Annotated in this window: 21 protein-coding genes; 6 read left to right on the plus strand and 15 right to left on the minus strand. The window is 62.1% G+C overall.

What is annotated here, in order from left to right; all coding sequences use genetic code 11:
* Positions 1-11 precede the first annotated feature (11 nt).
* From tal to pgl, 5 genes are read left to right on the plus strand one after another with little or no spacing between them, the layout of a single operon-like run.
* The gene (gene tal / locus LDN75_RS13865; RefSeq protein ID WP_223932871.1) at positions 12-1130 is read left to right on the plus strand and encodes a transaldolase; all 1119 of its coding nucleotides are present in this window, start codon (positions 12-14) and stop codon (positions 1128-1130) included.
* Between the two features lie 6 nt (positions 1131-1136).
* A complete protein-coding gene (locus LDN75_RS13870; protein ID WP_223932872.1) occupies positions 1137-2768 on the plus strand; it encodes a glucose-6-phosphate isomerase in 1632 nt (543 codons plus the stop codon).
* A gap of 15 nt (positions 2769-2783) precedes the next feature.
* Positions 2784-4340, plus strand: a complete 1557-nt coding sequence (zwf, locus tag LDN75_RS13875) for a glucose-6-phosphate dehydrogenase (protein ID WP_223932873.1) — start codon at positions 2784-2786, stop codon at positions 4338-4340.
* The gene (locus LDN75_RS13880) at positions 4337-5278 is read left to right on the plus strand and encodes a glucose-6-phosphate dehydrogenase assembly protein OpcA (protein WP_223932874.1); all 942 of its coding nucleotides are present in this window, start codon (positions 4337-4339) and stop codon (positions 5276-5278) included. Before zwf ends, LDN75_RS13880 begins: the two co-directional genes overlap by 4 nt.
* Positions 5268-6086, plus strand: a complete 819-nt coding sequence (gene pgl / locus LDN75_RS13885) for a 6-phosphogluconolactonase (protein ID WP_223932875.1) — start codon at positions 5268-5270, stop codon at positions 6084-6086. The genes LDN75_RS13880 and pgl overlap by 11 nt, the downstream gene beginning before the upstream one ends.
* Here pgl and LDN75_RS13890 read toward each other — a convergent pair.
* From LDN75_RS13890 to LDN75_RS13960, 15 genes are all read right to left on the minus strand, one after another.
* Complete coding sequence (locus tag LDN75_RS13890; protein WP_223932876.1) at positions 6039-6434, minus strand: RNA polymerase-binding protein RbpA; 396 nt, start codon at positions 6432-6434, stop codon at positions 6039-6041. The two genes, pgl and LDN75_RS13890, sit on opposite strands and share 48 nt — an antisense overlap.
* Positions 6435-6600: 166 nt before the next feature.
* Entirely contained in the window at positions 6601-6858 is a 258-nt protein-coding gene (gene secG, locus LDN75_RS13895) for a preprotein translocase subunit SecG (protein ID WP_216925786.1), read from the minus strand.
* A 36-nt stretch (positions 6859-6894) separates the two neighbouring features.
* The gene (gene tpiA, locus LDN75_RS13900; RefSeq protein WP_223932877.1) at positions 6895-7710 is read right to left on the minus strand and encodes a triose-phosphate isomerase; all 816 of its coding nucleotides are present in this window, start codon (positions 7708-7710) and stop codon (positions 6895-6897) included.
* A 74-nt stretch (positions 7711-7784) separates the two neighbouring features.
* Positions 7785-9011 carry a phosphoglycerate kinase gene (locus LDN75_RS13905; protein WP_223932878.1) on the minus strand — a complete coding sequence of 409 codons (1227 nt, stop codon included), beginning with the start codon at positions 9009-9011 and terminating at the stop codon, positions 7785-7787.
* 9 nt (positions 9012-9020) lie between these two features.
* Complete coding sequence (gene gap, locus LDN75_RS13910; RefSeq protein ID WP_223932879.1) at positions 9021-10031, minus strand: type I glyceraldehyde-3-phosphate dehydrogenase; 1011 nt, start codon at positions 10029-10031, stop codon at positions 9021-9023.
* Positions 10032-10301: 270 nt separating this feature from the next.
* On the minus strand, positions 10302-10925 hold the full coding sequence (locus tag LDN75_RS13915; protein WP_223932880.1) for a superoxide dismutase: 624 nt from the start codon (positions 10923-10925) through the stop codon (positions 10302-10304).
* 175 nt (positions 10926-11100) lie between these two features.
* The gene (whiA, locus tag LDN75_RS13920) at positions 11101-12081 is read right to left on the minus strand and encodes a DNA-binding protein WhiA (RefSeq protein WP_018777554.1); all 981 of its coding nucleotides are present in this window, start codon (positions 12079-12081) and stop codon (positions 11101-11103) included.
* Between the two features lie 13 nt (positions 12082-12094).
* Positions 12095-13111: a uridine diphosphate-N-acetylglucosamine-binding protein YvcK gene (gene yvcK / locus LDN75_RS13925; RefSeq protein ID WP_223932881.1), complete on the minus strand. Its 1017-nt coding sequence runs from the start codon at positions 13109-13111 to the stop codon at positions 12095-12097.
* Positions 13111-14034 carry an RNase adapter RapZ gene (rapZ, locus tag LDN75_RS13930; RefSeq protein WP_223932882.1) on the minus strand — a complete coding sequence of 308 codons (924 nt, stop codon included), beginning with the start codon at positions 14032-14034 and terminating at the stop codon, positions 13111-13113. Before rapZ ends, yvcK begins: the two co-directional genes overlap by 1 nt.
* Before the next feature lie 86 nt (positions 14035-14120).
* The gene (gene uvrC, locus LDN75_RS13935; RefSeq protein ID WP_223932883.1) at positions 14121-16142 is read right to left on the minus strand and encodes an excinuclease ABC subunit UvrC; all 2022 of its coding nucleotides are present in this window, start codon (positions 16140-16142) and stop codon (positions 14121-14123) included.
* 43 nt (positions 16143-16185) lie between these two features.
* Positions 16186-16854 carry a lysophospholipid acyltransferase family protein gene (locus LDN75_RS13940; protein WP_223932884.1) on the minus strand — a complete coding sequence of 223 codons (669 nt, stop codon included), beginning with the start codon at positions 16852-16854 and terminating at the stop codon, positions 16186-16188.
* The gene (locus LDN75_RS13945) at positions 16841-17557 is read right to left on the minus strand and encodes an HAD hydrolase-like protein (protein ID WP_223932885.1); all 717 of its coding nucleotides are present in this window, start codon (positions 17555-17557) and stop codon (positions 16841-16843) included. Before LDN75_RS13945 ends, LDN75_RS13940 begins: the two co-directional genes overlap by 14 nt.
* Before the next feature lie 110 nt (positions 17558-17667).
* The gene (uvrA, locus tag LDN75_RS13950) at positions 17668-20595 is read right to left on the minus strand and encodes an excinuclease ABC subunit UvrA (protein ID WP_223932886.1); all 2928 of its coding nucleotides are present in this window, start codon (positions 20593-20595) and stop codon (positions 17668-17670) included.
* A 65-nt stretch (positions 20596-20660) separates the two neighbouring features.
* A complete protein-coding gene (locus LDN75_RS13955; RefSeq protein WP_223932887.1) occupies positions 20661-21041 on the minus strand; it encodes a GntR family transcriptional regulator in 381 nt (126 codons plus the stop codon).
* 175 nt (positions 21042-21216) lie between these two features.
* On the minus strand, positions 21217-21996 hold the full coding sequence (locus tag LDN75_RS13960; RefSeq protein ID WP_223932888.1) for a trans-aconitate 2-methyltransferase: 780 nt from the start codon (positions 21994-21996) through the stop codon (positions 21217-21219).
* 70 nt (positions 21997-22066) lie between these two features.
* Here LDN75_RS13960 and LDN75_RS13965 point away from each other — a divergent pair, with 70 nt between their 5' ends.
* The gene (locus tag LDN75_RS13965) at positions 22067-24601 is read left to right on the plus strand and encodes a DEAD/DEAH box helicase (RefSeq protein ID WP_223932889.1); all 2535 of its coding nucleotides are present in this window, start codon (positions 22067-22069) and stop codon (positions 24599-24601) included.
* The last annotated feature ends 9 nt before the right edge of the window (positions 24602-24610 follow it).

Consider the following 24610-nt stretch of genomic DNA (forward strand, 5'->3'; position numbering starts at 1 on the left):
AGGAGAAAACAATGACCAGCACCCCCACGCAGCAGCTCTCCGACGCCGGCGTTTCCATCTGGCTCGATGACCTTTCCCGCAACCGCCTGGAGACGGGCACGCTGCAGAAGCTCATCGACGAAAAGAACGTCGTCGGTGTGACCACCAACCCGTCCATCTTCCACGCCGCCATCACCACCGGCACGGACTATGACGCCACGATCGCCGCCCAGGCCGCAGCCGGTGCCAGCGTCGAAGAGACCATCTTCGAGATCACCACCACCGATGTCGCCGATGCCTGCGATCTTTTCGCACCGATCGCTGCGGCCACCAACGGTGTGGACGGCCGCGTGTCCATCGAGGTGGATCCCCGCCTTGCTTGGGACACCGAGGCCACCATTGCTGAGGCCAAGCACCTTTACGGCAAGGTCAACAAGGACAACGTCCACATCAAGATCCCGGCAACCCTGGAAGGCCTGGAGGCCATCACGGCAACCCTGGCCGAGGGCATCAGCGTCAACGTGACCCTGATCTTCTCCCTGGAGCGGTACCGCGCCGTCATCAACGCCTTCCAGTCCGGCCTGGAGCAGGCCAAGGACAACGGCCACGACCTCTCCAAGATCCACTCCGTGGCTTCGTTCTTCGTCTCCCGCGTGGACTCCGAGATCGACAAGCGCCTGAACGCCATCGGCACCGATGAAGCCAAGGCGCTCAAGGGCAAGGCTGGCGTCGCGAATGCACGCCTGGCCTACCAGGTCTACGAAGAGCTGTTCTCCACCGAGCGCTGGGCCGTGCTGTCCGAAGCCGGCGCCCTCCCCCAGCGTCCGCTGTGGGCGTCCACTGGCGTCAAGGACCCGGCCTACCCTGACACCCTGTACGTGACGGAACTCGTCGCTGCCGGCGTGGTCAACACCATGCCGGAGAAGACGCTTGACGCTACGTTTGACCACGGCGTGGTCACCGGCGACACCATCACCGGCACGTACGAAGACGCCAACGAGACCCTCAACGCCCTGGAGGCACTCGGTGTTTCCTACAATGACGTCGTAGCGCTGCTCGAGTCCGAAGGCCTCGAGAAGTTCGTGGCCAGCTGGAAGGAACTCCTGGCCGACGTCGAAGGCGCCCTCGCCACCGCACGGAAGGCTTCCTAACCCACAATGAGCACAATCAGCTACGACGCCAGCGGTGCCGCGCAGCAGGCCATCGCCCAGAACATCTCCAGCCTTGTAGACGACCACGTCGCCACGAGGATTTTCGCCAAGGACCACACACTGTGGGGTCCTGAAGCGGAGTCCGAATCGGCCATCCGTCTGGGCTGGGTTGAGGCTGCCGCCGTATCGCAACCTTTGGTGGACGGCATTCTCGAACTTCGTGATGCTCTCCGCGCCGAGGGCGTCTCCCGCATTGTCCTTTGTGGCATGGGTGGCTCCTCTTTGGCTCCCGAGGTCATCGCCGGCACCGCCGGCGTCGAGCTGACTGTGCTGGACAGCACAGACCCTGAGCAGGTAAGCGCTGCTTTGACGGACCGGCTGGCCGAGACCGCAATTGTCGTCTCCTCCAAATCGGGTTCGACGGTTGAGACAGATTCCCAGCGCAGGGTGTTCGAGAAAGCCTTCAACGACGCCGGCATCGACGCCAAGAGACGCATCATCATCGTCACCGACCCGGGATCGCCGCTGGACAAGGCTTCCCGCGAAGCAGGCTACCGCGCCGTCTTCAACGCCGATCCCAACGTCGGGGGCCGGTTCTCTGCCCTCACCGCGTTCGGTCTGGTCCCTTGCGGCCTGGCCGGCGTCGACATCCAGGCTTTCCTGGACGAGGCAGAGGAGGCCGCCGAGATCCTTAATGAGGATTCCGAAGACAACATTGGCTTGGCTTTGGGCATTGCCCTCGGCGGTACCAACCCGCTGCGCAACAAGATCGTTATTGCCGAGGATGGTTCCGGCATCGTCGGCTTTGCCGATTGGGCCGAGCAGCTCATCGCTGAATCCACGGGCAAGCTCGGCACAGGTGTGTTGCCTGTTGTTGCAGGACCGGATTGCCCCGAGGCCCTCAACGGGGCCGAGGATGTCCTGGTGGTTCGGCTGGTAAGTGCGGACGCCGACGTCGAACTTCGCGAAAACGAAGTTGCCATCGCAGGTGGCCTCGCTTCCCAGATGTTCCTCTGGGAATTCGCGACCGCTGTAGCAGGACGCCTCCTGGGCATTAACCCGTTTGACCAGCCCGACGTCGAGGCTGCCAAGGTGGCCGCGCGCGGACTGCTGGATGCCCGCCCTGAACCCACGCCAGCGGCCTTCACCGACGGCGCTGTGGAAGTTCGAGGCGGCGACTGGCTGGGCAATGCCGGCACTGCATCCGAAGCCATGCAGGCCCTTCTGGCCCAGCTCGGCACGGATGGCTACCTCAGTGTCCAGGCCTACCTCGACCGCATCTCCCACGCACCCCTTGAAGGCATCCGCGACGAACTCGCCGCAGTCTCCGGCCGTCCGGTAACTTTCGGATGGGGCCCGCGCTTCCTGCATTCCACAGGCCAGTTCCACAAGGGCGGTCCGGCTATCGGAGTGTTCCTTCAGATCACGGCAGCATCCTCCTTGGATCTCGAGATCCCTGACCGCCCCTTCACCTTCGGGGAGCTCATTGCTGCACAGGCCTCGGGCGATGCCCAGGTCCTGGAAGGCCATGGGCGTCCCGTGTTGCGCCTGCACCTCACCGAGCGTGCTGCCGGCGTGGCCCAGCTCCAGGAAGTCGTCGCTGCACTGGCCGGCCAGGCCAGCGCACTCGAAAGCTAAGGCACAAAACCAAACATGCCAGAAACTGAAAACGGCAGGAAGATCGCCGGCCTGCGGAATCCCTTGCGGGATCCGCGGGACCGGCGCCTGAACCGCATCGCCGGGCCGTCATCGTTGGTGTTCTTCGGAGTCACCGGCGACCTCGCCCGTAAGAAACTCATGCCCGCGGTCTATGACCTGGCGAACCGTGGCCTGCTGCCGCCGAGCTTCGCCCTGGTGGGCTTCGGTCGGCGTGAGTGGGACGACGCCGACTTCGCAGCCGAGGTCAAAGAGAACGTCAAGGCCAACGCCCGGACCAATTTCGATGAAGCTGTGTGGGAACAGCTGGCTTCCGGGATCCGGTTCGTGCAGGGCGACTTCGACGACGACGACGCCTTCGAGCGTCTCGGCGACGTCCTTGACGAACTGGACGAGACCCGGGGCACGCGCGGCAACCACGGTTTCTACCTCTCCATCCCGCCCAAAGCGTTCGAGCAGGTCTGTCGCCAGCTGTCCAAGCACGGTCTGGCGCAGGCGAAGCCGGGGCAGTGGCGCCGTGTGGTCATCGAGAAACCGTTCGGCCACGACCTCGATTCTGCCCGTCAGCTCAACGACATCGTGGAGTCCGTGTTCCCGCAGGATGCGGTATTCAGGATCGACCATTACCTGGGCAAGGAGACGGTGCAGAACATCCTGGCGCTGCGCTTCGCAAACCAGTTGTTCGAGCCTCTCTGGAACGCCAACTACGTTGACCACGTCCAGATCACCATGGCCGAGGACATCGGCACCGGTGGCCGTGCAGGTTACTACGACGGCGTCGGTGCGGCCCGCGACGTGATTCAGAACCACCTGCTGCAGCTCCTTGCGTTGACGGCAATGGAAGAGCCTATTTCCTTCAACGCCGATGACCTGCGAGCCGAGAAGGAAAAGGTCCTCGCGGCCGTCAAGCTGCCCGATGACTTGTCCACGCATTCCGCCCGGGGGCAATTCACCGGCGGCTGGCAGGGCGGCGAGGAAGTGCTGGGTTACCTGGATGAGGACGGCATCCCGGCCGATTCAAAGACTGAGACTTATGCCGCGATCCGCGTGGACATCAACACCCGCCGCTGGAACGGTGTTCCGTTCTACCTGCGGGCCGGCAAGCGTCTGGGCCGCCGCGTGACCGAAATCGCGGTTGTGTTCAAGCGTGCACCCAACCTGTTGTTCCGGGACCACAACGATGATGACTTCGGCCAGAACGCCGTGGTGATCCGCGTACAGCCCGATGAAGGCGCCACGATCCGCTTTGGGTCCAAGGTCCCGGGCACGCAAATGGAAGTCCGCGACGTCACGATGGACTTTGGCTACGGCCACTCGTTCACCGAGTCCAGCCCCGAAGCCTACGAACGCCTCATCCTGGACGTACTCCTGGGTGAACCGCCGCTGTTCCCGCGCCACCAGGAAGTCGAGCTGTCCTGGAAGATCCTTGACCCGTTCGAAGAGTACTGGGCGGGCCTGGAAGAACAACCGCAACCCTACGCACCCGGTAGCTGGGGGCCGGCTTCGGCCGATGAACTCCTTGCCCGCGATGGACGAACCTGGAGAAGGCCATGATCGTAGATCTTCCTGACACAACCACCTCCAAGATCTCCAAGAAGATCATGGCCTTGCGCGAACAGGGTGGCGTGATCGCGTTGGGCCGAGTGCTTACTTTGGTGGTTGTCACCAAGTCCGGCCAGGAAGAAGACGCCATCGAGGCAGCCAACGAGGCCAGCCGCGAACACCCCTGCCGCATTATCGTGCTTGCCGACGCCGGGGCAGAGGCTCCGGACCGCCTGGACGCGCAGATCCGCGTCGGCGGCGATGCCGGTGCATCCGAAGTCATCGTGCTGCGTGGCTTCGGCCATATGGCCCACGAAAGCGAGTCCCTCGTGTCAGGGCTCCTGCTCCCGGACGCTCCGATCGTGGCTTGGTGGCCGCACGGAGCACCCGAAAGCGCATGCGAGACGTCCATTGGCCGCATCGCCCACCGCCGCATCACGGACTCCGCGAACGAGCCCGATCCCGCCCAGGCACTGGAGAACATTCGCCAGACCTACAAAGCGGGCGACACCGACCTCGCTTGGACCCGATTGACGAACTGGCGCATGCAGCTTGCCGCTGTGTTCGACCAAGTTGATGGTGACCCCGTCTCCGCCGTCGCTGTTGAAGGTGCCTCGGACTCTCCCAGTACACTGCTCCTTGCAGCATGGCTGAGCTTGGCCCTCCAGGCGCCCGTGACGATCGTTGCAGACCCTGCCGGCACTGGCATCCGGCGCGTCCGCCTGACCCGCGCCAGCGGCGACGTCCAGCTCTTCCGCCCCGGCCTGTCCGTGGCTGAACTGACGCAGCCGGGGCAGCCCGCACAGCGCATCACGCTCCCCCGGCGCAGCCTCAAGGACTGCCTCGCCGAGGAACTCCGCCGGCTCGACCCCGACGAAGTCTTCGGAGAAGTGATTACGATGGGACTGCCATTAACCAGTCAGAGGAGAGTCCAGACCAGTGCACGCTGAGCCCAGAGTAAGCATCCACCCCGATTCCAAGGTGCTCATGGCGGCCATTGCGGCCCGCCTTATCACCAAGCTTGTGGATGTCCAGGACAAGCACGGCGAGGCCACGGTGGTCCTGACAGGAGGAACTGTCGGGATTGGAACCCTGAAGGCGGTGGCAGACTCTGCGGCGGCACCAGCTGTCGACTGGTCGAAGGTGAACTTCTGGTGGGGTGATGAGCGCTTTGTTGCAGCAGACAGTAACGACCGCAATACCCGACAGGCGTACCAGGCCCTGCTAGCACACCTTCCAGTTGACCCTGCCCGGGTCCACGAGCCGGGTTCGGCAGACCAGTTCGCCACCGCGGAGGAAGCCGCTGCAGCCTACGCTGAAGAGCTCAAGGCAGCAGCAGAGGCAGAGCATGCCGCTGACATGTCAGATGACCGGCCGGAGAACCGTGGAGTGTTGCCTCGTTTCGACGTACTCCTACTCGGTGTAGGTCCCGACGCCCATGTGGCTTCCCTCTTCCCGGAGCAGGCAGCCATCAGGGAGAAGAACCGCACAGTGGTCGGCGTCGAAAACTCACCCAAGCCACCGCCGTCGCGCGTTTCCTTGACCCTGCCCGCCATCAATACGGCGCAGGAGATCTGGATGGTGGTAGCGGGTGAAGACAAGGCCGGCGCCGTGGGCCTTGCCTTGGCAGGTGCCAACCCCGTTCAGGTCCCCGCAGCCGGACCTGTTGGGCGCTCCAGGACTCTTTGGCTCATCGACGAAAACGCTGCGTCACGTGTCCCCCAGCAGTTGGTCCGGAAGGACCCCGCGGGCGCGTAACCGCTCCAACGCTCCAGCCAGGACAATTTCTGCGTCCTGGCTGGAGCGTCGTTCTTTAACGTAATCCAGGTGGGACTTGAAGAGCTCGTCTTCCGGCCGGGTTTCCGGAACCTGGCCTGGATCTCTCGACGCTGGGAGGCCGCACTTGGGGCAGTCCCAATTCCTGGGTATTTGTTCGTCCGGCAGTTTAAGAAAAACAAGCCGCGTCTCGTGTCCCTTGGCGCACCAATAGGGGACACGAATACGCGGCAGTTGTTCTCCATCGCCGTGGTCGCTTTGATTTCTCGGAGCAGATCCCAGTGCTACACCAACGCGGGTGCCCCGGTAACCAGGCGTGCCATGAACCATTTTCGAACCCCTAGCGACTCGGTGGTTGGCCGTCACGGCCCGTAGGCCTTACGGCCGACAGGCCCAGTCTAATGCGAGGGGTACGACGGCGGCACTAGTGTTTGGTGCCGATTGATTCAGAAGTGTTGGGGAGGCTCCAAAGCGAAGGAGCCTCCCTCGCGAATGCCTAGGAGTCGCCACCCGAAGTGAAGCGCATGATCAGGCCCAGGCCGATGATGACAACTCCCCACGTGACGCCAAGAATGATGGTGAAGCGGTTCAGGTTCCGCTCAGCGACGCCGGACGAGCTCAGTCCGGAACTCATTCCTCCACCGAACATGTCGGACAAACCGCCTCCACGTCCCTTGTGGAGAAGAATGAGCAGCGTCAGCAGAAGGCTGGTAACGCCCAGCAGGATCTGCAGAATGACATGAAGAACGTCCACGACGGCCTTTCGAAGAAGCGGAAATCGGGAGCCGGACTAGTCCGTGACGAGGTGGCTCTCGAACCTGACAATGTTAGCAAACTCGGCGGGGTCCAGGCTGGCGCCACCCACAAGCAGGCCATCAACATCGTTTTCCGCCATGATCGCGGCAGCGTTGTTTGCCTTGACGGAACCTCCATACAGAAGGCGCGTCTTTTCAGCGACACCTTCGTCGAAGAGCTTTGCAAGTTCGGCGCGGATGGCGGCACACATTTCCTGTGCATCTTCCGGACCTGCAACTTCACCGGTTCCGATAGCCCACACGGGCTCATAGGCGACCACGAGCTCAGCGGCCTGCTCCGGCGTGAGACCTTCGACGCCGGCCCGCAACTGGGCCAGCGTGTGCTCCACGTGCGTTCCCGCTTGACGGATCTCAAGGCCTTCACCGACACAGAGGACCGGTGTGACACCGTGACGGAACGCGGCTTTGACCTTGGCGTTCAGGACGTCATCGGATTCGTTGTGGATGGTGCGGCGTTCGCTGTGCCCCACCAGGACGTAGGCGCAGCCCAATTTGCTGAGGAACTGACCGGAGATGTCGCCGGTAAATGCTCCGGAGTCAAACTGGGACAGGTCCTGGCCGCCGTAAACGACGTCAAGTTCGTCGCCCTGGACAAGCGTCTGTACGCCGCGGAGATCAGTGAAAGGCGGGAAGACGGCAACCTCGACACGGTTGTAATCATGCTTAGCGTCCGAGAGGGTCCAGGCAAGCTTCTGTAGCAGGGTGATGCCCTGGACGTGGTCCATGTTCATCTTCCAGTTGCCTGCGATGAAGGGCTTTCGGACAAAGTTGCCGTTGGCAGAGGTAGTCACATGAACTCCAAGAATGCGTTGATATATGGAACAGCCGGCAGGACGCGTGGGCGTCCTGCCGGCTGGATTGCTGTTTAGCGGTCCAGGACGCTGAGGCCGGGAAGTTCCTTGCCTTCGAGGTATTCCAGGCTGGCGCCGCCACCGGTGGAGATGTGGCCAAACTGGGAATCTTCGAAGCCTAGGGTCCGTACTGCTGCGGCTGAGTCGCCGCCACCCACCACGGTGAAGGCTACGGTGTCAGTCAGGGCTTGGGCGATGGCTCGGGTGCCGCTGGAGAACGCCTCGAATTCAAAGACGCCCATGGGGCCGTTCCAGAAGACGGTCTTGGCTCCTTCGATCTGCGCTGCAAAAGCAGACGCGGATTCAGGGCCAATGTCCAGGCCAATGCCGGAGGCACCAAAGGAGCTCTCCTCGATGGCATCCGCACGGACAACTTCGTGTTCGGCATCCGCTGCGAAACGGCTGGCCACGACGACGTCCGTGGGGATCACGAACGAAGTTCCGGCGTCGGCCGCGCGCTTGAGGTAGTCCTGCACCACAGGAATCTGGTCCTCTTCCAGAAGGCTCCCAGCTACCTTGTGGCCTTCTGCTGCCAGGAAGGTGAACAGCATGCCGCCACCAACCAGGATGGTGTCCGCCTTGCCAAGCAGGTTGTCGATGACTGCCAGCTTGTCGGAGACTTTGGACCCGCCCAGGACAACGACGTAAGGCCGCTGGGTGTCGGCGGTAAGCTTCCGCAGGACTTCCACTTCGGTGTGCACCAGATCGCCGAGGTAGGACGGCAGGCGCGTTGCGACGTCGTAGACGCTGGCGTGCTTGCGGTGGACTGCGCCGAAGGCGTCGTCCACGAACGCGCCGTTGTCACCAGTCAAGGCAACCAGCTCGTCAGCGAAAGCGCCACGCTCGGCGTCGTCCTTGCTGGTCTCGCGGGGGTCGAATCGCACGTTTTCGAGAACGAGTACGTCGCCATCCTGCAGTGCAGCTGCCAGCTCCTTGGCGGAGTCGCCAACGGTATCAGCAGCCAATTGGACGTTAAAGTCCGCGAGTTCGCCGAGGCGGGCTGCAGCGGGCTTCAGCGAGTACTTTTCCTCCGGAGCGCCCTTGGGGCGGCCGAGGTGGGCGGTTACGAGCACACGGGCACCGGCGTCCGAGAGCTTCTTAAGGACCGGGAGGGAGGCCTTGATGCGGCCGTCGTCGGTCACTGTAGAGCCGTCGAGCGGCACATTAAGGTCACTTCTGACCAGAATGTACCGCCCGCGGACACCTTCAGCGATGAGTTCGTTGAGGGTGTGAGATGTCATGTGTCTACCCTAGCCCAGCTTGGATGCGACGAGCTCCGTAAGGTCCACGAGGCGGTTGGAGTAGCCCCACTCGTTGTCATACCAGGAAACAACCTTGACCTGGTTGCCGATGACCTTGGTCAGGCCGGAGTCGAAGATCGAGGAAGCGGGGTCGCCCACGATGTCCGAGGAGACGATGGGTGCATCCGTGTAGCTCAGGATGCCGGCGAACTGATCGGACTCAGCGGCAGCCTTGACAGCGGCGTTGACTTCCTCGACCGTAACTTCGCGGGAAACAGTGACCGTGAGGTCAGTGGCCGAACCGGTGGGGACGGGAACGCGGATCGCGTAGCCATCCAGCTTGCCCTTGAGCTCCGGCAGGACCAGGCCGATGGCCTTGGCGGCACCGGTGGAGGTAGGAACCATGTTGATGGCAGCAGCGCGGGCACGGCGGAGATCGCTGTGGGGGCCGTCCTGCAGGTTCTGGTCTGCCGTGTAGGCGTGAACCGTGGTCATGAGTCCACGCTCGATGCCGAAGGCGTCGTTGACTACCTTTGCCAGGGGGCCAAGGCAGTTGGTGGTGCAGGATGCGTTGGAAATGATGTGGTGCGCAGCGGGGTCGTAGAGCTCGTGGTTGACACCCATGACGATGGTGATGTCCTCGTCGCTTGCAGGTGCCGAGATCAGGACCTTCTTGGCGCCGGCGTCGATGTGCTTCTGCGCAGCTGCCGCCTTGGTGAAGAAACCGGTGGATTCGATAACGATGTCGACACCGAGCTCGGCCCAGGGAAGGTTTGCGGGATCGCGTTCAGCAAGCACGGTGATGGACTCGCCGTTGACAACCAGGTTGCCTTCTTTGACCTCCACGGACTGGGTCAGACGGCCACCGACGGAGTCGTACTTCAGGAGGTGGGCGAGGGTCTCGGGGCTGGTGAGGTCGTTGACTGCGACGATCTCAAGGTCTGCGCCCTGGGCCAGTGCTGCGCGGAAGTAGTTGCGGCCGATGCGGCCGAAGCCGTTGATACCAATACGGGTGGTCACTGTGTGTCAATCTCCTTGGTGCTCTTGCAAGCACGCCTAGTGAGTCGGATCAATATTTCCAACTAACAGACCCCGCACGTCATTGGGCAGAGGTGATTATCAGATCGGAGGGCGACCAGCCACGTTGCTGAAGGCTAACCGCCTTCCGTGACCCATCTTACGTTTAACTAAGCCTGCCCCCGCAACTGCGGGGGCAGGCTTTTCAGTATTTGGTCCCTTTTCGCCGATAATGTGACTTTTGTTACATCAGCGTGAACCGGGGCTCACCAGCTACAGAACAATGAGGCCCGTGGCGTTGGCGCGGGCTGCTTCGAAGCGCTTGGCGACGTCTGCCCAGTTGGCGATGTTCCAGAATGCCTTGACGTAGTCAGCCTTGACGTTGACGTAGTCCAGGTAGAACGCGTGCTCCCACATGTCCAGCATGAGCAGCGGAGTAGTGCCAACGGCGACGTTGCCCTGCTGATCGTAGAGCTGCTCGATGACCAGGTTGCCACCGATGGGCTCGTAGGCCAGGAAGGCCCAGCCGGAACCCTGCAGGCCGAGTGCAGCAGCGGTGAACTGGGCACGGAAAGCGTCGAACGAACCGAAGGCGTCCTCGATGGCGGCTGCGAGTTCGCCTTCAGGCTTATCGCCGCCGTCCGGGGAGATGTTGTTCCAGAACACGGAGTGGTTGATGTGGCCGCCGGTGTGGAACGCAAGGTCCTTGGAGAGGCGGTTGATGTTGGCGAAGTCACCCGTTTCGCGGGCTTCTGCGAGCTGCTTGAGGGCGTTGTTGGCGCCTGCAACGTAGGCAGCGTGGTGCTTGCTGTGGTGCAGCTCCATGATTTTTGCCGAAATGTGCGGCTCAAGTGCTGCGTAGTCGTAGCCGAGCTCGGGCAGAACGTACTCTGTCACGAAATCCTCCAATGTAATGGACCGAAGTCCGGTTTGGTAACTCTCGTTGTGTTCATCCGGCCGGCAGGCCAGCCGGAAATCCTTGGGGAAGAAGCCTGCTCCTGCCGCCACCGGGAACAACCCGCCGCCGCCTCGCAGTATTTCCTCCGCACGCTCTCGATTCTATGGGCGGGAACTACTCGTCCATCATTTCCGGAGTCACATTTGCCTCAGTACCCGGAATTCCGAGATCCAGCGCGCGTTTGTCGGCCATCGCGAGCAAGCGACGGATCCGGCCCGCAATGGCGTCCTTGGTCATGGGAGGATCGGCAAGGCGGCCCAGTTCGTCCAGGCTTGCCTGCTTGTGGGCGACCCGAAGCTCCCCTGCGTACTTCAGGTGATCCGGAACGTCGTCGCCGAGAATTTCAAGCGCGCGGTCCACCCTGGCGCCTGCCGCTACGGCAGCCTGCGCCGAACGGCGCAGGTTGGCGTCGTCAAAGTTGGCCAGCCTGTTGGCAGTTGCCCGGACTTCCTTGCGCATGCGCCGCTCCTCCCAGACCATCAGGGCGTCATGTGCGCCCATCCGCGTAAGGAGCGCCGCGATGGTGTCACCGTCGCGGATAACCACGCGGTCCACCCCGCGGACTTCGCGGGCCTTGGCCTGTATGCCCAGCCGGCGGGCAGCACCTACGAGCGCCAGCGCAGACTCGGGCCCTGGGCAGGTTACTTCCAGGGACGAGGAACGTCCTGGTTCAGTGAGGGATCCATGAGCCAGGAAAGCTCCGCGCCACACGGCTTCAGCATCTGCCGCGGACCCGTTGACCACCACGGAAGGCAGGCCACGAACCGGGCGCCCACGACCATCCAGAAGGCCTGTTTGCCGGGCCAGTGCCTCGCCGTCGCGGACGACACGGACCACGTAGCGGCTTCCCCGGCGCAGGCCGCCGCCGGAGACCACGATGATCTCGCTCTGGTGTCCGTAAACCTCGGCAATCGCGGCGCGCAGGCGCCGGGCAGTCGAGGCCAGGTCCACCTCGGCTTCGATGACGATTCGTCCCGAAATAATATGCAGGCCGCCTGCAAAGCGGAGCATCGCCGAAACCTCAGCTTTACGGACTGAAGATTTCTTGATGTCCAGCCGGGACAGTTCGTCCTTGACCGACGCGGTAAGTGCCATCGCGTATGTATTCCTAACTGTTCCCGAAGATATCGTGGTACGCCGCTGCCAAGAGCAGTGGATCATGGACGGGGCGGCGCCTCGAAGCCCCTACTCTACCCAACACCACTTCCGCACCGATCATCCCCGCCGCCTTCTCAAAGGCCTTGAGGTCCTGGATCGCAGCGGGGTCGGCGAGTACGACGTCGACGCTGAACTCCGGTGCGTAGCGCCGCAGGACATCCAAGTGGTCCGCCGCCGTCATGCCGGACGTTTCCTTGGTTTCGACGTCAAGGTTCATGGTGAGGCAGCGTTTGGCTGCGGTATCGCCCAGGGCCTGGCGAAGCTCCGGCAGCAACAAATGGGGCAATACAGACGTGTACCAGGATCCCGGTCCGAGGATGACCCAATCGGCGAGCTCGATCGCTGTGAGGGCCTCGGTGCACGCGCGTGCATCCTCGGGCAGCAGCCGCACTTCCTCGAGTTTTCCCGCAACTGCGCACTTCGCCTGGCCACTGACAGTCTGCAGTTCATGCCCCCCGCCGGGCAGCTCCACCCGGGCTTGGCCTTCAATGGTCAAAGGAACACTGGACATCGGCAGTACTTGGCCCCGCGCCCCCAGTAACGCTCCGGCCCATTTGAGGCCGGCCACGGTATCCCCCAGCAGCTCCCAGAGCGTGACGATGAGCAGGTTGCCCATGGCGTGATGATCCAGCGAGCCGCCCTTGGCGGTGCCCGCATTGAAGCGGTGCTGCATGACGTCCCGCCATGTCCGCCCCCAGTCGGTGTCGTCGCAGAGCGCACTCAGTGCCATCCGCAAGTCGCCGGGCGGGAGGACACCGTACTCGTCCCGGAGGCGCCCGGAGGAGCCGCCGTCGTCAGCTACTGTGACGATGGCCGTCAGCTCCGACGTCAACAAACGAAGGGCGGAGAGCGAGGCCGCAAGGCCGTGTCCGCCTCCGAGCGCAACCACGGAAGGACTCTTGTGTTGCTGGCTTCCCGGAACGCCTTTGGGCGGGATGAGCGGCAACGGGCCCGTCAGGACTCCCATTACTCACGCCCCAGGTCGCGGTGGGATGTTGTGACCGTAACGCGCGGATACTGAGCAAGGCGCTTGGAGAGTTCGACGGCGACTGCTACCGAACGGTGCTTGCCACCGGTGCACCCCACGGCCAGCGTGGCGTAGTGCTTGTTTTCCTGGCGGTAGCCGTCCAGAACCGGCTCCAGGGCCTTGACGTAACGGTCAACAAACTCCTGGACCCCATCGGCTGTGAGCACATAATCGCTGACGTCCTCATCCAGTCCTGTGTGGGGACGGAGCTGCGGAACCCAGTGCGGGTTGGGAATGAAACGGGCGTCGGCAACGAAGTTTGCGTCTACAGGCAACCCGTACTTGAATCCAAAACTCATGACGTTCAGCCGGAGCGTCACAGGTCCGGTATCGCTGAACAATTCAGTGATCGCTGTTGCAAGCCCGTGCACGTTGAATTCACTGGTGTCCAATACAACGTCGGCATGCTCCCGGAGTTCGCGCAAGACCTCCCGCTCAATGCCGATTCCGTCAAGGATCCGTCCCCCGCCTTGCAGCGGATGAGGGCGCCGGCCTTGTTCGAACCGGCGGACCAGGACTTCGTCGCTGGCATCGAGGAACAGTACCCGGAAGGTGATGCCTGTGGCACTCAAGGCGCCCAGGGCTGTCTGGATGTCGGTGAAGAGGTCCTTGCTTCTAACGTCCACAACTACGGCCAGCTTAGGGATGGATTTTGGCGCGTGCGAGACGATTTCCGCCAAAGTGCCAAGCATCTGCGGAGGAAGGTTGTCCACAACGTACCAACCGTGGTCCTCCAACGCGTCCGAAGCGGTACTGCGACCCGCCCCCGACATGCCGGTAACCACCAGCAGTTCCGCCTCCGGTGGCTTGACGGGCGTCAGTCCGTCCTGCTCCGCGCCGGCTCCTGCCGTTGCCTCATCCATCAGTGGTCCCCGTTTCCTTGGAAGTGGTTGTTACAGCCTGACCGGTGGCATCGCAGTCGCGGCCACCGGTCAAGTTCTTACCCTAGCTAAGATTCGAGGATTTCGCCGGTGGTCATGTTCACGGCGGGAGCGGCTTCACCTGCGTCTTCGCTGGATCCCAGATGCTGCACGACGGCAGCTGCCAATGCCGGACCGATGCCCTTGGCGGAGGTAAGTTCCTCCACACTGGCCGCCTTGATCTTCTTGAGGGAGCCAAAATGCGCCACCAGGGCCTTGCGTTTGGCCTCTCCCAGGCCCGGAACGCCGTCCAGGGCTGAGACCGTCATGGCCTTGCCCCGCTTTTGCCGGTGGAAGGTGATGGCGAAGCGGTGGGCTTCATCGCGGATGCGCTGCAGCAGATACAAGCCTTGCGAAGTCCGGGGAAGGATCACCGGGAAGTCGCTGTTGGGCAGCCAGACTTCTTCGAGGCGCTTTGCCAGGCCAACCACATGGACGTCGTCGATGCCCAACTCCGCCAACGCACGGGCTGCGGCATTGACCTGTGGCTGGCCACCGTCCACCACAACCAGGTTGGGCGGGTATGCGAACTTGGCCTTGGGGGCCGGCATGGTGGGGTCCGACGGCGGCGCTTCAGTCCCGTTGGGAGCTGCGGCGGTGCCCATACGCGTCGGATTGATGATTTCGCCGGAGACAGGCACCTGGGCGGCCTTGTCCGTCAAGTAATGGCGGAAGCGGCGCGTGAGGACATCATGCATGGCGGCTGTGTCATCCGCTGCCGCTGCTCCCGTGATGGAAAACTTGCGGTAATCGGACTTCTTGGGCAAGCCGTCTTCCACCACCACCATGGACGCCACGACGTTGGTCCCTTGGACATGTGAAATATCGAAACACTCGATCCGGAGCAGCGGCACCGGAAGCTCAAGGGCCTCCTGAAGCTCCTGAAGGGCCAGCGAGCGGACGGTGATATCCCCGGCGCGGCGGGTCTTGTGCAGCTTCAGCGCTTGCTCGGCGTTCTCCCGGACCGTGGACATAAGCGCAGCCTTGTCACCACGTTGGGGTACGCGGATATCCACCTTGGCCCCACGGAGCCCGCCCAGCCATTCGCTGAGTTCGGCGTGGTTGCTCGGGTTCTCCGGGACCAGTACTTCCCGCGGGATGCGGCCCTGGACCTCGCTGTCTTCCCCGTAGACCTGCTGCAGCAGGTGCTCGATGAGTTCCGGCGTCGTGGCGTCTTCGACTTTCTCCACCACCCAACCACGCTGCCCACGGACCCGCCCGCCACGGACGTGGAAAACCTGCACCGAGGCTTCGAGCTCGTCTTCATGCAGAGCGAAGACGTCGGCGTCCGTATCCTCCGCAAGGACAACGGCGTTGCGCTCAAAGACCTTGCGCAGAGCGATGATGTCGTCCCTGAGCCCCGCGGCGCGCTCGTAGTCGAGTTCCGCGACGGCAGCCGCCATATCCTTTTCAAGCCGGCCGATGAAGCGCTTGGCCTCGCCGCCCATGAAGGCGCAGAAGTCCTCCGCCAGTTGGCGGTGCTCCTCCGGCGTCACGCGGCCAACACAGGGTGCCGCGCATTTGTCGATGTAGCCCAAGAGGCACGGGCGCCCGCTGGCTTGCGCCCGCTTCAAGACGCCCGCACTGCAACTGCGCACGGGGAACACGCGAAGGAGCGTGTCCATCGTTTCCCGGATGGCGCCCGCGGTGTAGGGGCCAAAATACCTCGTGCCCTTCTTCCGCTCGCCACGCATGACCTGCACCCTGGGGTACTTCTCCCCCATGGTGACGGCCAGGTAGGGATACGTCTTGTCGTCCCGGAAGACCACATTGAAGCGCGGCTTGAATTCCTTGATCCAGGTGTACTCCAGCTGTAGCGACTCCAGCTCGCTGCCCACCACGGTCCACTCCACGCTGCTCGCGGCATGCACCATCGCATGCGTCTTGGGTAGCAGCCCGGAGGGATTCGCAAAGTAGGAATTCAGCCTGGAGCGGAGGTTCTTGGCTTTGCCCACGTAGATGACGCGACCGTGGGGGTCGCGGAAACGGTAGACGCCCGGCGTGGTGGGAATTTCACCCGTCTGGGGCCGGTAACTTGCTGGATTTGCCACGATTCCAGTCTAGTGAACAGGACCGACAGCCAACGCCAGTCGCTCAGTCCACCGACTTGCTCTGGTTGTAGCTCGTGGAACGTTCCTGTCCGCTCAGGGCAGCGATGGCATCCATGATTTTGTCCGTAACCTGCCGGCGCGCAGGGAGGGAATGGTCCGGGCCCGTCTTGTCGAAGTAGAGCGGCTCGCCAACTTTCATAGTGAAGTGCTGGGGACGGACCGCGTTCTTATCCGCGGGCTGTAGTTTCTCTGTGCCTATAAGCCCCACGGGGATCACTGGTGCACCAGTGGTGAGCGCCAACCAACCCACGCCGGTCCGGCCGCGGTAAAGGATGCCGTCGCGGGACCGGGTGCCCTCAGGGTAGATGCCAATGCCTTTTCCGGCCTCCAGGATGTCCAGGAGGGTCTTGAGCGCCTGCACGCTTGCTGCCTGCTCACCGCGTTCCACCGGGATGGAACCGACGGCTTCGAAGAAGGACTTCATCACAGCGCCTTTGACGCCTTTCGTGGTGAAGTATTCCGCTTTGGCGAAGAACGCAACCGGACGCGGCATGAGCGCCTGCACAATGACGCTGTCCAGGAAAGAGAGATGGTTGGGCGCCACGATGAACGGGCCTTCTTTGGGCACGTTCTCCAGTCCAATGACCGTGGGCCGGCACGTGGTGGAGATCAGTCCACGGGTAGTCCAGCGGATCGCATCAAAGACTGCCATCGTTTTGTACCTCGCTCAGGGCTGCCGCGCGGACAGCGTCAAGTTCTTCAATCTTGGTTCGCAATTCAAGGGCAGTGCCAACCACGGCCACCGCGCCGGCATCCTCCAACTCGCCGTCGGGGGCGAAGCCCCAGCGAACACCAATGCAATCCAGTCCGTTGGCCATCGCACCGGCAACGTCCTGGTGCCGGTCCCCTACCATCACTGCGGGCTGCGAGTGGAGGTCCGCCAAGGCTGCGCCAACAATCTCGATCTTGCCGGAAGCAGAATTGGCCGCCAGCGACTCATCGTCAGCAGCTCCTCGAATGGATACAAAGAAATCCGAAATACCGTGATGCTCAAGGACTACCCGGGCAATACCTTGCGGCTTCTGGGTTGCTACGGCAACGGCCCGTCCTGTTTCGGCGAAGAATTCAAGGAGGTCGAAGATTCCCGGATACAACTTACTCTGGCCAATACCGGTTTCCTTGTAATGCTGCCGGTAGCGGGAAATGGTTTCATCGACCAATTCCGTGGGCACATCCGCCAAATGCAGCAATGCGTCGCTGAGCTTGGGGCCAACCATGGCATTCAGCAAGGCCTGTTCCGGAACTGGGAGGCCCATTTCGCGCAGGGCTGCGGATATTCCTCCCGTGATACCACCGGCTGGATCGACAAGGGTGCCGTCCAGATCGAAAATTACGGGCACCGTTGTTTGAGTCACCGGGTTAGTTTCTCACGAGTAGCGGCATGCCTGAAACTCGCATGCCGCTACCGGAATACTTCGGTCGTCCTGAAGATATTTCTTTGGGCGTTTCCCGAGCAGTCGAGCCGTTAGCCCAGAATTTCCGCAAGGAACGTTGCGGTGTGGCTGTCAGTGGACTGGGCGACCTGCTCAGGTGTGCCGGTGGCGACGATCTTTCCTCCGCCTGAACCACCGTTCGGTCCCAGATCCACAATCCAGTCCGCAGACTTGATGACGTCCAGGTTGTGCTCGATGGTGATCACAGTGTTGCCCTTGTCCACCAGCCCCTGTAGAACCATAAGTAGCTTCCGGATGTCCTCGAAGTGCAGGCCCGTGGTGGGCTCGTCCAGAACATAAATGCTGCGACCGTTGGACCTCTTCTGCAGTTCGGCGGCCAACTTCACGCGTTGTGCTTCACCACCGGAGAGCGTTGTAGCTGGCTGGCCGAGCCTGACATAGCCAAGGCCTACATCCACCAAGGTGTTCAGATGCCTTGCTATCGGGGTGAATGCGGCAAAGAATTCCGCACCTTCCTCAATAGGCATGTTAAGGACGTCGGCGATGGTCTTTCCCTTGTAATGCACTTCAAGGGTTTCCCGGTTGTACCGGGCGCCGTGGCACACCTCGCAGGGAACATAGACGTCCGGCAGGAAGTTCATTTCGATCTTCAACGTGCCGTCGCCGGAGCACGCTTCGCAGCGCCCACCCTTGACGTTGAACGAGAAGCGGCCGGGCTGGTAGCCACGGACTTTTGCTTCAGTGGTTTCAGCAAACAGTTTTCGGATGTTATCGAACACGCCTGTATAGGTTGCCGGGTTGGAGCGCGGCGTGCGTCCGATGGGGCTCTGGTCTACGTGGACCACCTTATCCAGGTGCTCGAGCCCGTTCACGCTCCGGTGACGGCCTGCCACCTGCTTGGCGCCGTTGAGCTTGTTGGCAAGGACCTTGTAAAGGATCTCGTTCACCAACGTGGATTTGCCCGAACCACTGACGCCGGTCACGGCCGTAAACAGCCCCAGCGGGAAGGTGGCATCCACGTTGTCCAGGTTGTTTTCCCTGGCACCGATGACCTTTAGTTCACGCTTCTTGTCATATTTGCGGCGCTTGGCCGGGATGTCGATCTTGCGGCGCCCGGACAGGTAGTCGCCGGTAAGGGAGTCCTTGTTTTCCAGGAGCTCCTTGTATGTACCGGAATGCACCACCTGGCCGCCGTGCTCGCCGGCGCCAGGTCCAATGTCAACCACCCAGTCCGCCTCATGAATGGTGTCCTCGTCATGTTCCACCACAATCAGGGTGTTGCCGAGGTCCCGCAGGCGGGTGAGCGTCTCGATCAACCGGCGGTTATCGCGTTGGTGAAGGCCGATGGACGGCTCGTCCAGGACGTAGAGCACTCCCACCAGACCGGAACCAATTTGCGTGGCAAGGCGGATACGCTGGGCTTCGCCGCCGGACAACGTACCGGAAGGCCGTTCCAGGTTCAGGTATTCAAGCCCCACGTCCAGAAGGAACGTCAGGCGGGCCTGGATTTCCTTCAGGACCTGGTGGGCAATCTGTGCCTCGCGGTCCGTCAAGGTCAGACTACCCAGGAACGCTGCACATTCACGCATGGGAAGGGCCGCTACTTCAGCGATCGACTTTCCATTGATCAGAACCGACAACGAAGCTGGGTTGAGTCGCGCGCCGTTGCACTCGGGGCAGGGAATCTGCCGCATGTACTCTTCGTACCTGTCCCGGGCCCAATCCGAGTCAGTTTCTCCGTGCTTGCGGTGCACATACTGGATGGCACCTTCAAAGCCGGTGCTGTACTTGCGTTCGCGCCCGAACCGGTTCCGATACTGGACGACGACCTTGTGGTCCTTGCCGTGCAGCACAGTGTTCCGGACATCCTTGGGCAGTTTCTCCCACGATGTGTCCATGGAGAAGCCGAGCTCATGGGCCAAGCCCTCCAGGAGACGGTTCCAGTACTCAGTGGTGGCGGTGCCCAGCGACCATGGAGCGATAGCACCCTGTGCCAGGGAAAGCTCAGGATTGGGAACAATCAGTTCCTCGTCCACTTCAAGCCTGGTCCCAATTCCACTGCACGCGGAGCAGGCGCCGAAGGGGTTGTTGAACGAGAAGGACCGGGGCTCGATTTCATCAATTGCCAGTGGATGCTCGTTGGGGCATGCGAGGTTCTCGGAGAAAGCGCGGATGCGTGCGGGGTCCCCGGCATCAACGTCCACGAATTCGATCAGTACCCGGCCTTCCGCCAAGCCCAGTGCCGTTTCAATGGAATCCGTGAGCCGCTGGCTGATGTCTTCCTTGACCACCAGGCGGTCCACCACTACCTCGATGGTGTGCTTGAACTGCTTGCCGAGCTTGGGAGGCTCGCTGAGCTGGACCAGTTCGCCATCCACCCGCGCACGCGAATATCCCTTGGCGGTCAGTTCCTTGAAGAGGTCCACGAACTCGCCCTTGCGGCCGCGTACCACGGGAGCGAGGACCTGGAAGCGCGTGCCCTTTTCCAGTTCCAACAGCTGGTCAACAATTTGCTGTGGGGTCTGCCGGGCGATGGGTTCGCCACAGACAGGGCAGTGCGGACGGCCCACACGCGCCCAGAGCAGACGCATATAGTCGTAAATTTCGGTGATGGTGCCCACTGTGGAACGAGGGTTCTTGCTGGTGGACTTCTGGTCGATCGACACTGCCGGCGACAGGCCCTCAATGAAGTCCACGTCCGGCTTATCCACCTGGCCCAGGAACTGTCGGGCATAGGCGGACAGCGATTCCACGTACCGCCGCTGCCCCTCGGCGAAGATCGTATCGAATGCAAGGGAGGACTTGCCTGAACCCGAGAGGCCTGTGAACACGATCATCGCGTCCCTGGGCAGGTCCAGATCTACATTGCGCAGGTTGTGTTCCCGTGCACCCTTGACGACGAGCCGGGACAGGTCCGGCCTGGTGGGCTTGGTGTCGGGAACGGCGGATACGCTCTTCAGGGCATCGATGGCTGCATCTTCAGCTAAGGCTTTGGGCACCTACCAATGCTAATCGAAAACTTCTTCGAATTTCCATGTCGTGCCTCACACACTACTGATCGGTATCAATCGGCGTCATAAGCGGCGGCAAGAAGCTGTACAGCCTCCGCGAAAGAGGCTCCTTGGGCCTTGGCCGCCGCGGCATACTGGCCGGCAACTTCGGCCAGCGCACCCCAGCGGTCATCCCGCGCGCAGACTATGGTGCCGTTGCGGCCCCTCGTGGCGACTACGCCCGCAACCTCCAGCTCCTTATAAGCCCTGGCCACTGTATGCGGGGCCACGTCCAGCACGCCAGCCAGGTTCCGGACCGGCGGAAGTTTTGCTCCAACTGCGAGCACCCCGGAGTCTGCCAGTTCGATGATGCGCAGCCTTAATTGCTCAAAAAGGGCCACTCCGCTGCTGGTGTTGGGGCGCCAACTGCCAGGAAACCCGTCCATGGCAGTCATCGCGAACACCGGCCAGGTGCCGGCACCAATCCGGGGGTTAGCTCAATGAAGCGTCCTTGGTCCATGTCGAGAATTAGACCAGCGACGCGGAAAGGGTACAAGCCACCGAGGGCTGGAAACTTGATTGCTACGCGTCCCAACGGGTCCCGCCCGCTCATGTGTCTTTCCGGGCCACTCATGTGTCTTTCCGGGCCACTGCGAAGATACGGCGGAACGGGAACACTGTTCCGTGTCTCGTCGCCGGATAAGCCTCCCGCAGCAAAGCAGAGTATTCCTTCTCGAAGTCGGCGGCATCCCCTGGAGGCAAAGCTGCGAGCACCGGCCGCAGTCCGGTGCCACGCACCCATTCAAGGACCGGATCCTTGCCCGGTAGTACCTGCTGGTAGGTAGTTTCCCAAGCGTCAGCGGCACAACCGGCGTCGAGCATGATCCCCAGGTAATCCGCAGGACTACCCACAACGCCATCATGCCGAAGAACACCGCCAAGGCGGGAGGACCACTTGGGTGACTCAGCGAGCTCCCTCATCAACGCATGCGAAGGGGAAGTGAAGTTTCCCGGTACCTGCAGCGCGAACCACGCACCCGGTTTAAGGCCACGCAACCACCCAGCGAGCATGTCCTGATGCTTTGGAACCCACTGGAGTGCGGCATTGGTGACCACGACGTCTGTCTCCTGGTCGGGCTGCCAGCTGGCGATATCAGCCTTTTCGAATTCCAGGTTGGCAAATTGCAGGGCCTGGCTGGCTGCCTTCGCAAGCATCTCCGCTGAGGAGTCCAGGCCGACGATGCGGGCGCCAGGCCAGCGGACTGCCAGAGTCGCGGTGAGGTTCCCAGGGCCGCATCCAAGGTCCACCACTTTCCGCGGACCCCGGGCCTGAACCCTGCCCACGAGGTCGTGGAAGGGCCTATCCCTGTGATTGCCAAACTCCACATACTTGGACGGATCCCACCTCATATAACCCTCCTTGCGTTTGGCAGCACTGCTGGGCCGAGCCTAAACCGTGCGGGCACTAAGCTGGAAACCAATGAAACTTCTTGAGCAGCTCCCTGGTTCCAACGCCTCCAGTCCCCTCGGTCCGGACGAGATCTACACCCGGTTCGTTGAATGGACGGAAGGCCGCGGCCTGCAGTTGTACGCTGCGCAGGACGAGGCGATCATGGAGCTCGCCTCCGGCGCCAACGTTATCCTGGCCACGCCCACGGGCTCGGGAAAATCCCTTGTTGCCATTGCAGCCCACTTCGAAGCCATGGCCCGCGGCCAACGCAGCTATTACACCGCTCCCATCAAGGCTTTGGTTTCGGAGAAGTTCTTCGCGCTCTGTGACATCTTCGGCGCCGAAAACGTTGGCATGATTACGGGCGACTCCGGTGTGAACCAGGATGCGCCAATTATCTGCTGCACCGCAGAGATCCTCGCCAACATTGCGCTGCGTGAGGGAGCCTCCGCGGAACTCGGCGCTGTGATCATGGATGAGTTCCACTTCTACTCCGATCCCCAGCGCGGATGGGCCTGGCAGGTTCCACTGTTGGAACTCCCCCAGGCCCAGTTCCTGCTCATGTCCGCCACGCTGGGAGACGTCAGCCGCTTCGAAACCGGCCTGAGCGAACTGACCGGACGGCCCACCACTACCGTTAGCTCCGCGGAACGACCCATCCCGCTGCATTACTACTATCACCAGACACCGGTCCACGAGACCCTGGAAGAACTGCTCTCCACCAAGCAGGTCCCCGTCTACGTTGTGCACTTCAGCCAGGCAGAGGCGATCGAGCGCGCCCAGAACCTGATGAGCATCAACATGTGCAGCCGGCAGGAAAAGGACCGCATCGCAGAGCTCATCGCCGGTTTCCGGTTCGCGGCAGGCTTCGGAAAGACGCTCAACCGGCTCGTCCGCCATGGCATCGGCGTCCATCACGCCGGCATGTTGCCGAAGTACCGCCGTTTGGTGGAGCAACTGGCCCAAGCCGGGCTCCTGAAGGTCATCTGCGGCACCGACACCCTGGGCGTAGGCATCAATGTGCCCATTCGGACAGTTCTGCTGACAGCCTTGAGCAAATACGACGGCGTACGCACCCGGGTGCTCAACCCGCGTGAGTTCCACCAGATTGCCGGCCGCGCCGGGCGCGCAGGATACGATACCGCCGGCACCGTGGTGGTCCAGGCTCCAGATCACGTAGTGGAGAACGCCAAGGCCATGGCAAAGGCCACCGCAAAGTTCGGCGACGACCAGAAGAAGCTGCGCCAAGTGGTCAAGAAGAAACCTCCCGAGGGTTTCGTTTCGTGGGGTGAGTCAACCTTCAAGCGGCTGGTGGAGTCCGTTCCGGAGCCGCTGACCTCAAGCTTTGCCGTTACCCACGCGATGCTCCTTAACCTCATGGAACGCCCCGGAGATCCGTTCCAGGCAACCCGGCGTTTGCTCAGCGAAAACCACGAGAACCGGCCCGCGCAGCTGAAACTCATGAGGAAGGCGCTGGGAATTTACCGCGAACTGCTGGCAGCAGGTGTGGTGGAACGCATTCCGGAAGACGAACAACAATCCGAGGGCCGTTCTGTCCGCTTGACGGTTCACTTGCAGGCCAACTTCGCCCTCAACCAACCGCTTTCCCCGTTTGCCCTTGCCGCCCTTGAGCTCCTCGATCCAGAGTCGCCGTCGTATGCCCTGGATGTTGTCTCAGTTATCGAGGCCACGTTGGAGAAGCCGCGCCAGATTCTCTCGGCGCAGCAGAAGAAGGCCCGTGGAGAGGCTGTTGCCGCCATGAAGGCTGACGGCATCGAATATGAGCAGCGCATGGCCATGCTCGACGAAGTGACGTACCCGATGCCCCTGGCGGAGATTCTCGGTGAAGCTTTCGAGGTGTACCGCAAGGCCGCGCCGTGGGTGGGCGACTTCGAGCTCGCGCCCAAATCGATCATCCGCGACATGTATGAACGCGCCATGAACTTCGGAGAGTTCGTACAGTTTTACGGCCTGGCCCGTTCTGAAGGCATAGTGCTGCGCTACCTGGCAGATGGATTCCGTGCACTCAGGCAGACCGTGCCCCAGGATTTGCTGCGCGAGGATCTCGAAGACCTCATCGCCTGGCTTGGCGAACTTGTCCGTCAAGTGGACTCGAGCCTCCTTGATGAATGGGAGGAGCTCACCTCAGGGCTGACGCCAACACCGCACGACGCTCCCCCACCCCCGCCGCCGCTCTTGACCACGAACACCAGGGCTTTCCGCGTCATGGTCCGGAACGAGATGTTCCGCAGGGTGGAGCTCTTCGCGGACGAGGATTCTGCTGCCTTGGGTGAACTGGACGCTGACGCCGGCTGGGACGCAGAACGCTGGGAAGAGGTTCTGGACGACTATTTCGATGAACACGACGACATCGGCACGGGCCCCGACGCCCGGGGTCCGGGCTTGCTCATCATCACCGAGGAACCCGGTACGTGGCGGGTCCGGCAGATTTTTGATGACCCCGCCCGGAACCACGACTGGGGCATCTCGGCCGACGTGGATCTCGCGGCATCCGACGAGACGGGCACTGCTGTGGTTCGCGTGACGAACGTCAACCGGCTCTAGTTCAATCGG

This window comes from Arthrobacter sp. StoSoilB5, assembly GCF_019977235.1.
Taxonomy (GTDB): domain Bacteria; phylum Actinomycetota; class Actinomycetes; order Actinomycetales; family Micrococcaceae; genus Arthrobacter.

Excerpts from the sequence above, each read along its gene's own strand:
- LDN75_RS13870 (WP_223932872.1), top strand. The coding sequence starts at position 1,137 with ATGAGCACAATCAGCTACGACGCCAGCGGTGCCGCGCAGCAGGCCATC.
- LDN75_RS13965 (WP_223932889.1), top strand. The coding sequence starts at position 22,067 with ATGAAACTTCTTGAGCAGCTCCCTGGTTCCAACGCCTCCAGTCCCCTC.
- LDN75_RS13955 (WP_223932887.1), bottom strand. The coding sequence starts at position 21,041 with ATGACTGCCATGGACGGGTTTCCTGGCAGTTGGCGCCCCAACACCAGC.
- LDN75_RS13960 (WP_223932888.1), bottom strand. The coding sequence starts at position 21,996 with ATGAGGTGGGATCCGTCCAAGTATGTGGAGTTTGGCAATCACAGGGAT.
- LDN75_RS13890 (WP_223932876.1), bottom strand. The coding sequence starts at position 6,434 with ATGGTTCATGGCACGCCTGGTTACCGGGGCACCCGCGTTGGTGTAGCA.
- LDN75_RS13905 (WP_223932878.1), bottom strand. The coding sequence starts at position 9,011 with ATGACATCTCACACCCTCAACGAACTCATCGCTGAAGGTGTCCGCGGG.
- zwf (WP_223932873.1), top strand. The coding sequence starts at position 2,784 with ATGCCAGAAACTGAAAACGGCAGGAAGATCGCCGGCCTGCGGAATCCC.
- whiA (WP_018777554.1), bottom strand. The coding sequence starts at position 12,081 with ATGGCACTTACCGCGTCGGTCAAGGACGAACTGTCCCGGCTGGACATC.
- rapZ (WP_223932882.1), bottom strand. The coding sequence starts at position 14,034 with ATGGATGAGGCAACGGCAGGAGCCGGCGCGGAGCAGGACGGACTGACG.
- tal (WP_223932871.1), top strand. The coding sequence starts at position 12 with ATGACCAGCACCCCCACGCAGCAGCTCTCCGACGCCGGCGTTTCCATC.
- yvcK (WP_223932881.1), bottom strand. The coding sequence starts at position 13,111 with ATGGGAGTCCTGACGGGCCCGTTGCCGCTCATCCCGCCCAAAGGCGTT.
- LDN75_RS13940 (WP_223932884.1), bottom strand. The coding sequence starts at position 16,854 with ATGGCAGTCTTTGATGCGATCCGCTGGACTACCCGTGGACTGATCTCC.
- LDN75_RS13880 (WP_223932874.1), top strand. The coding sequence starts at position 4,337 with ATGATCGTAGATCTTCCTGACACAACCACCTCCAAGATCTCCAAGAAG.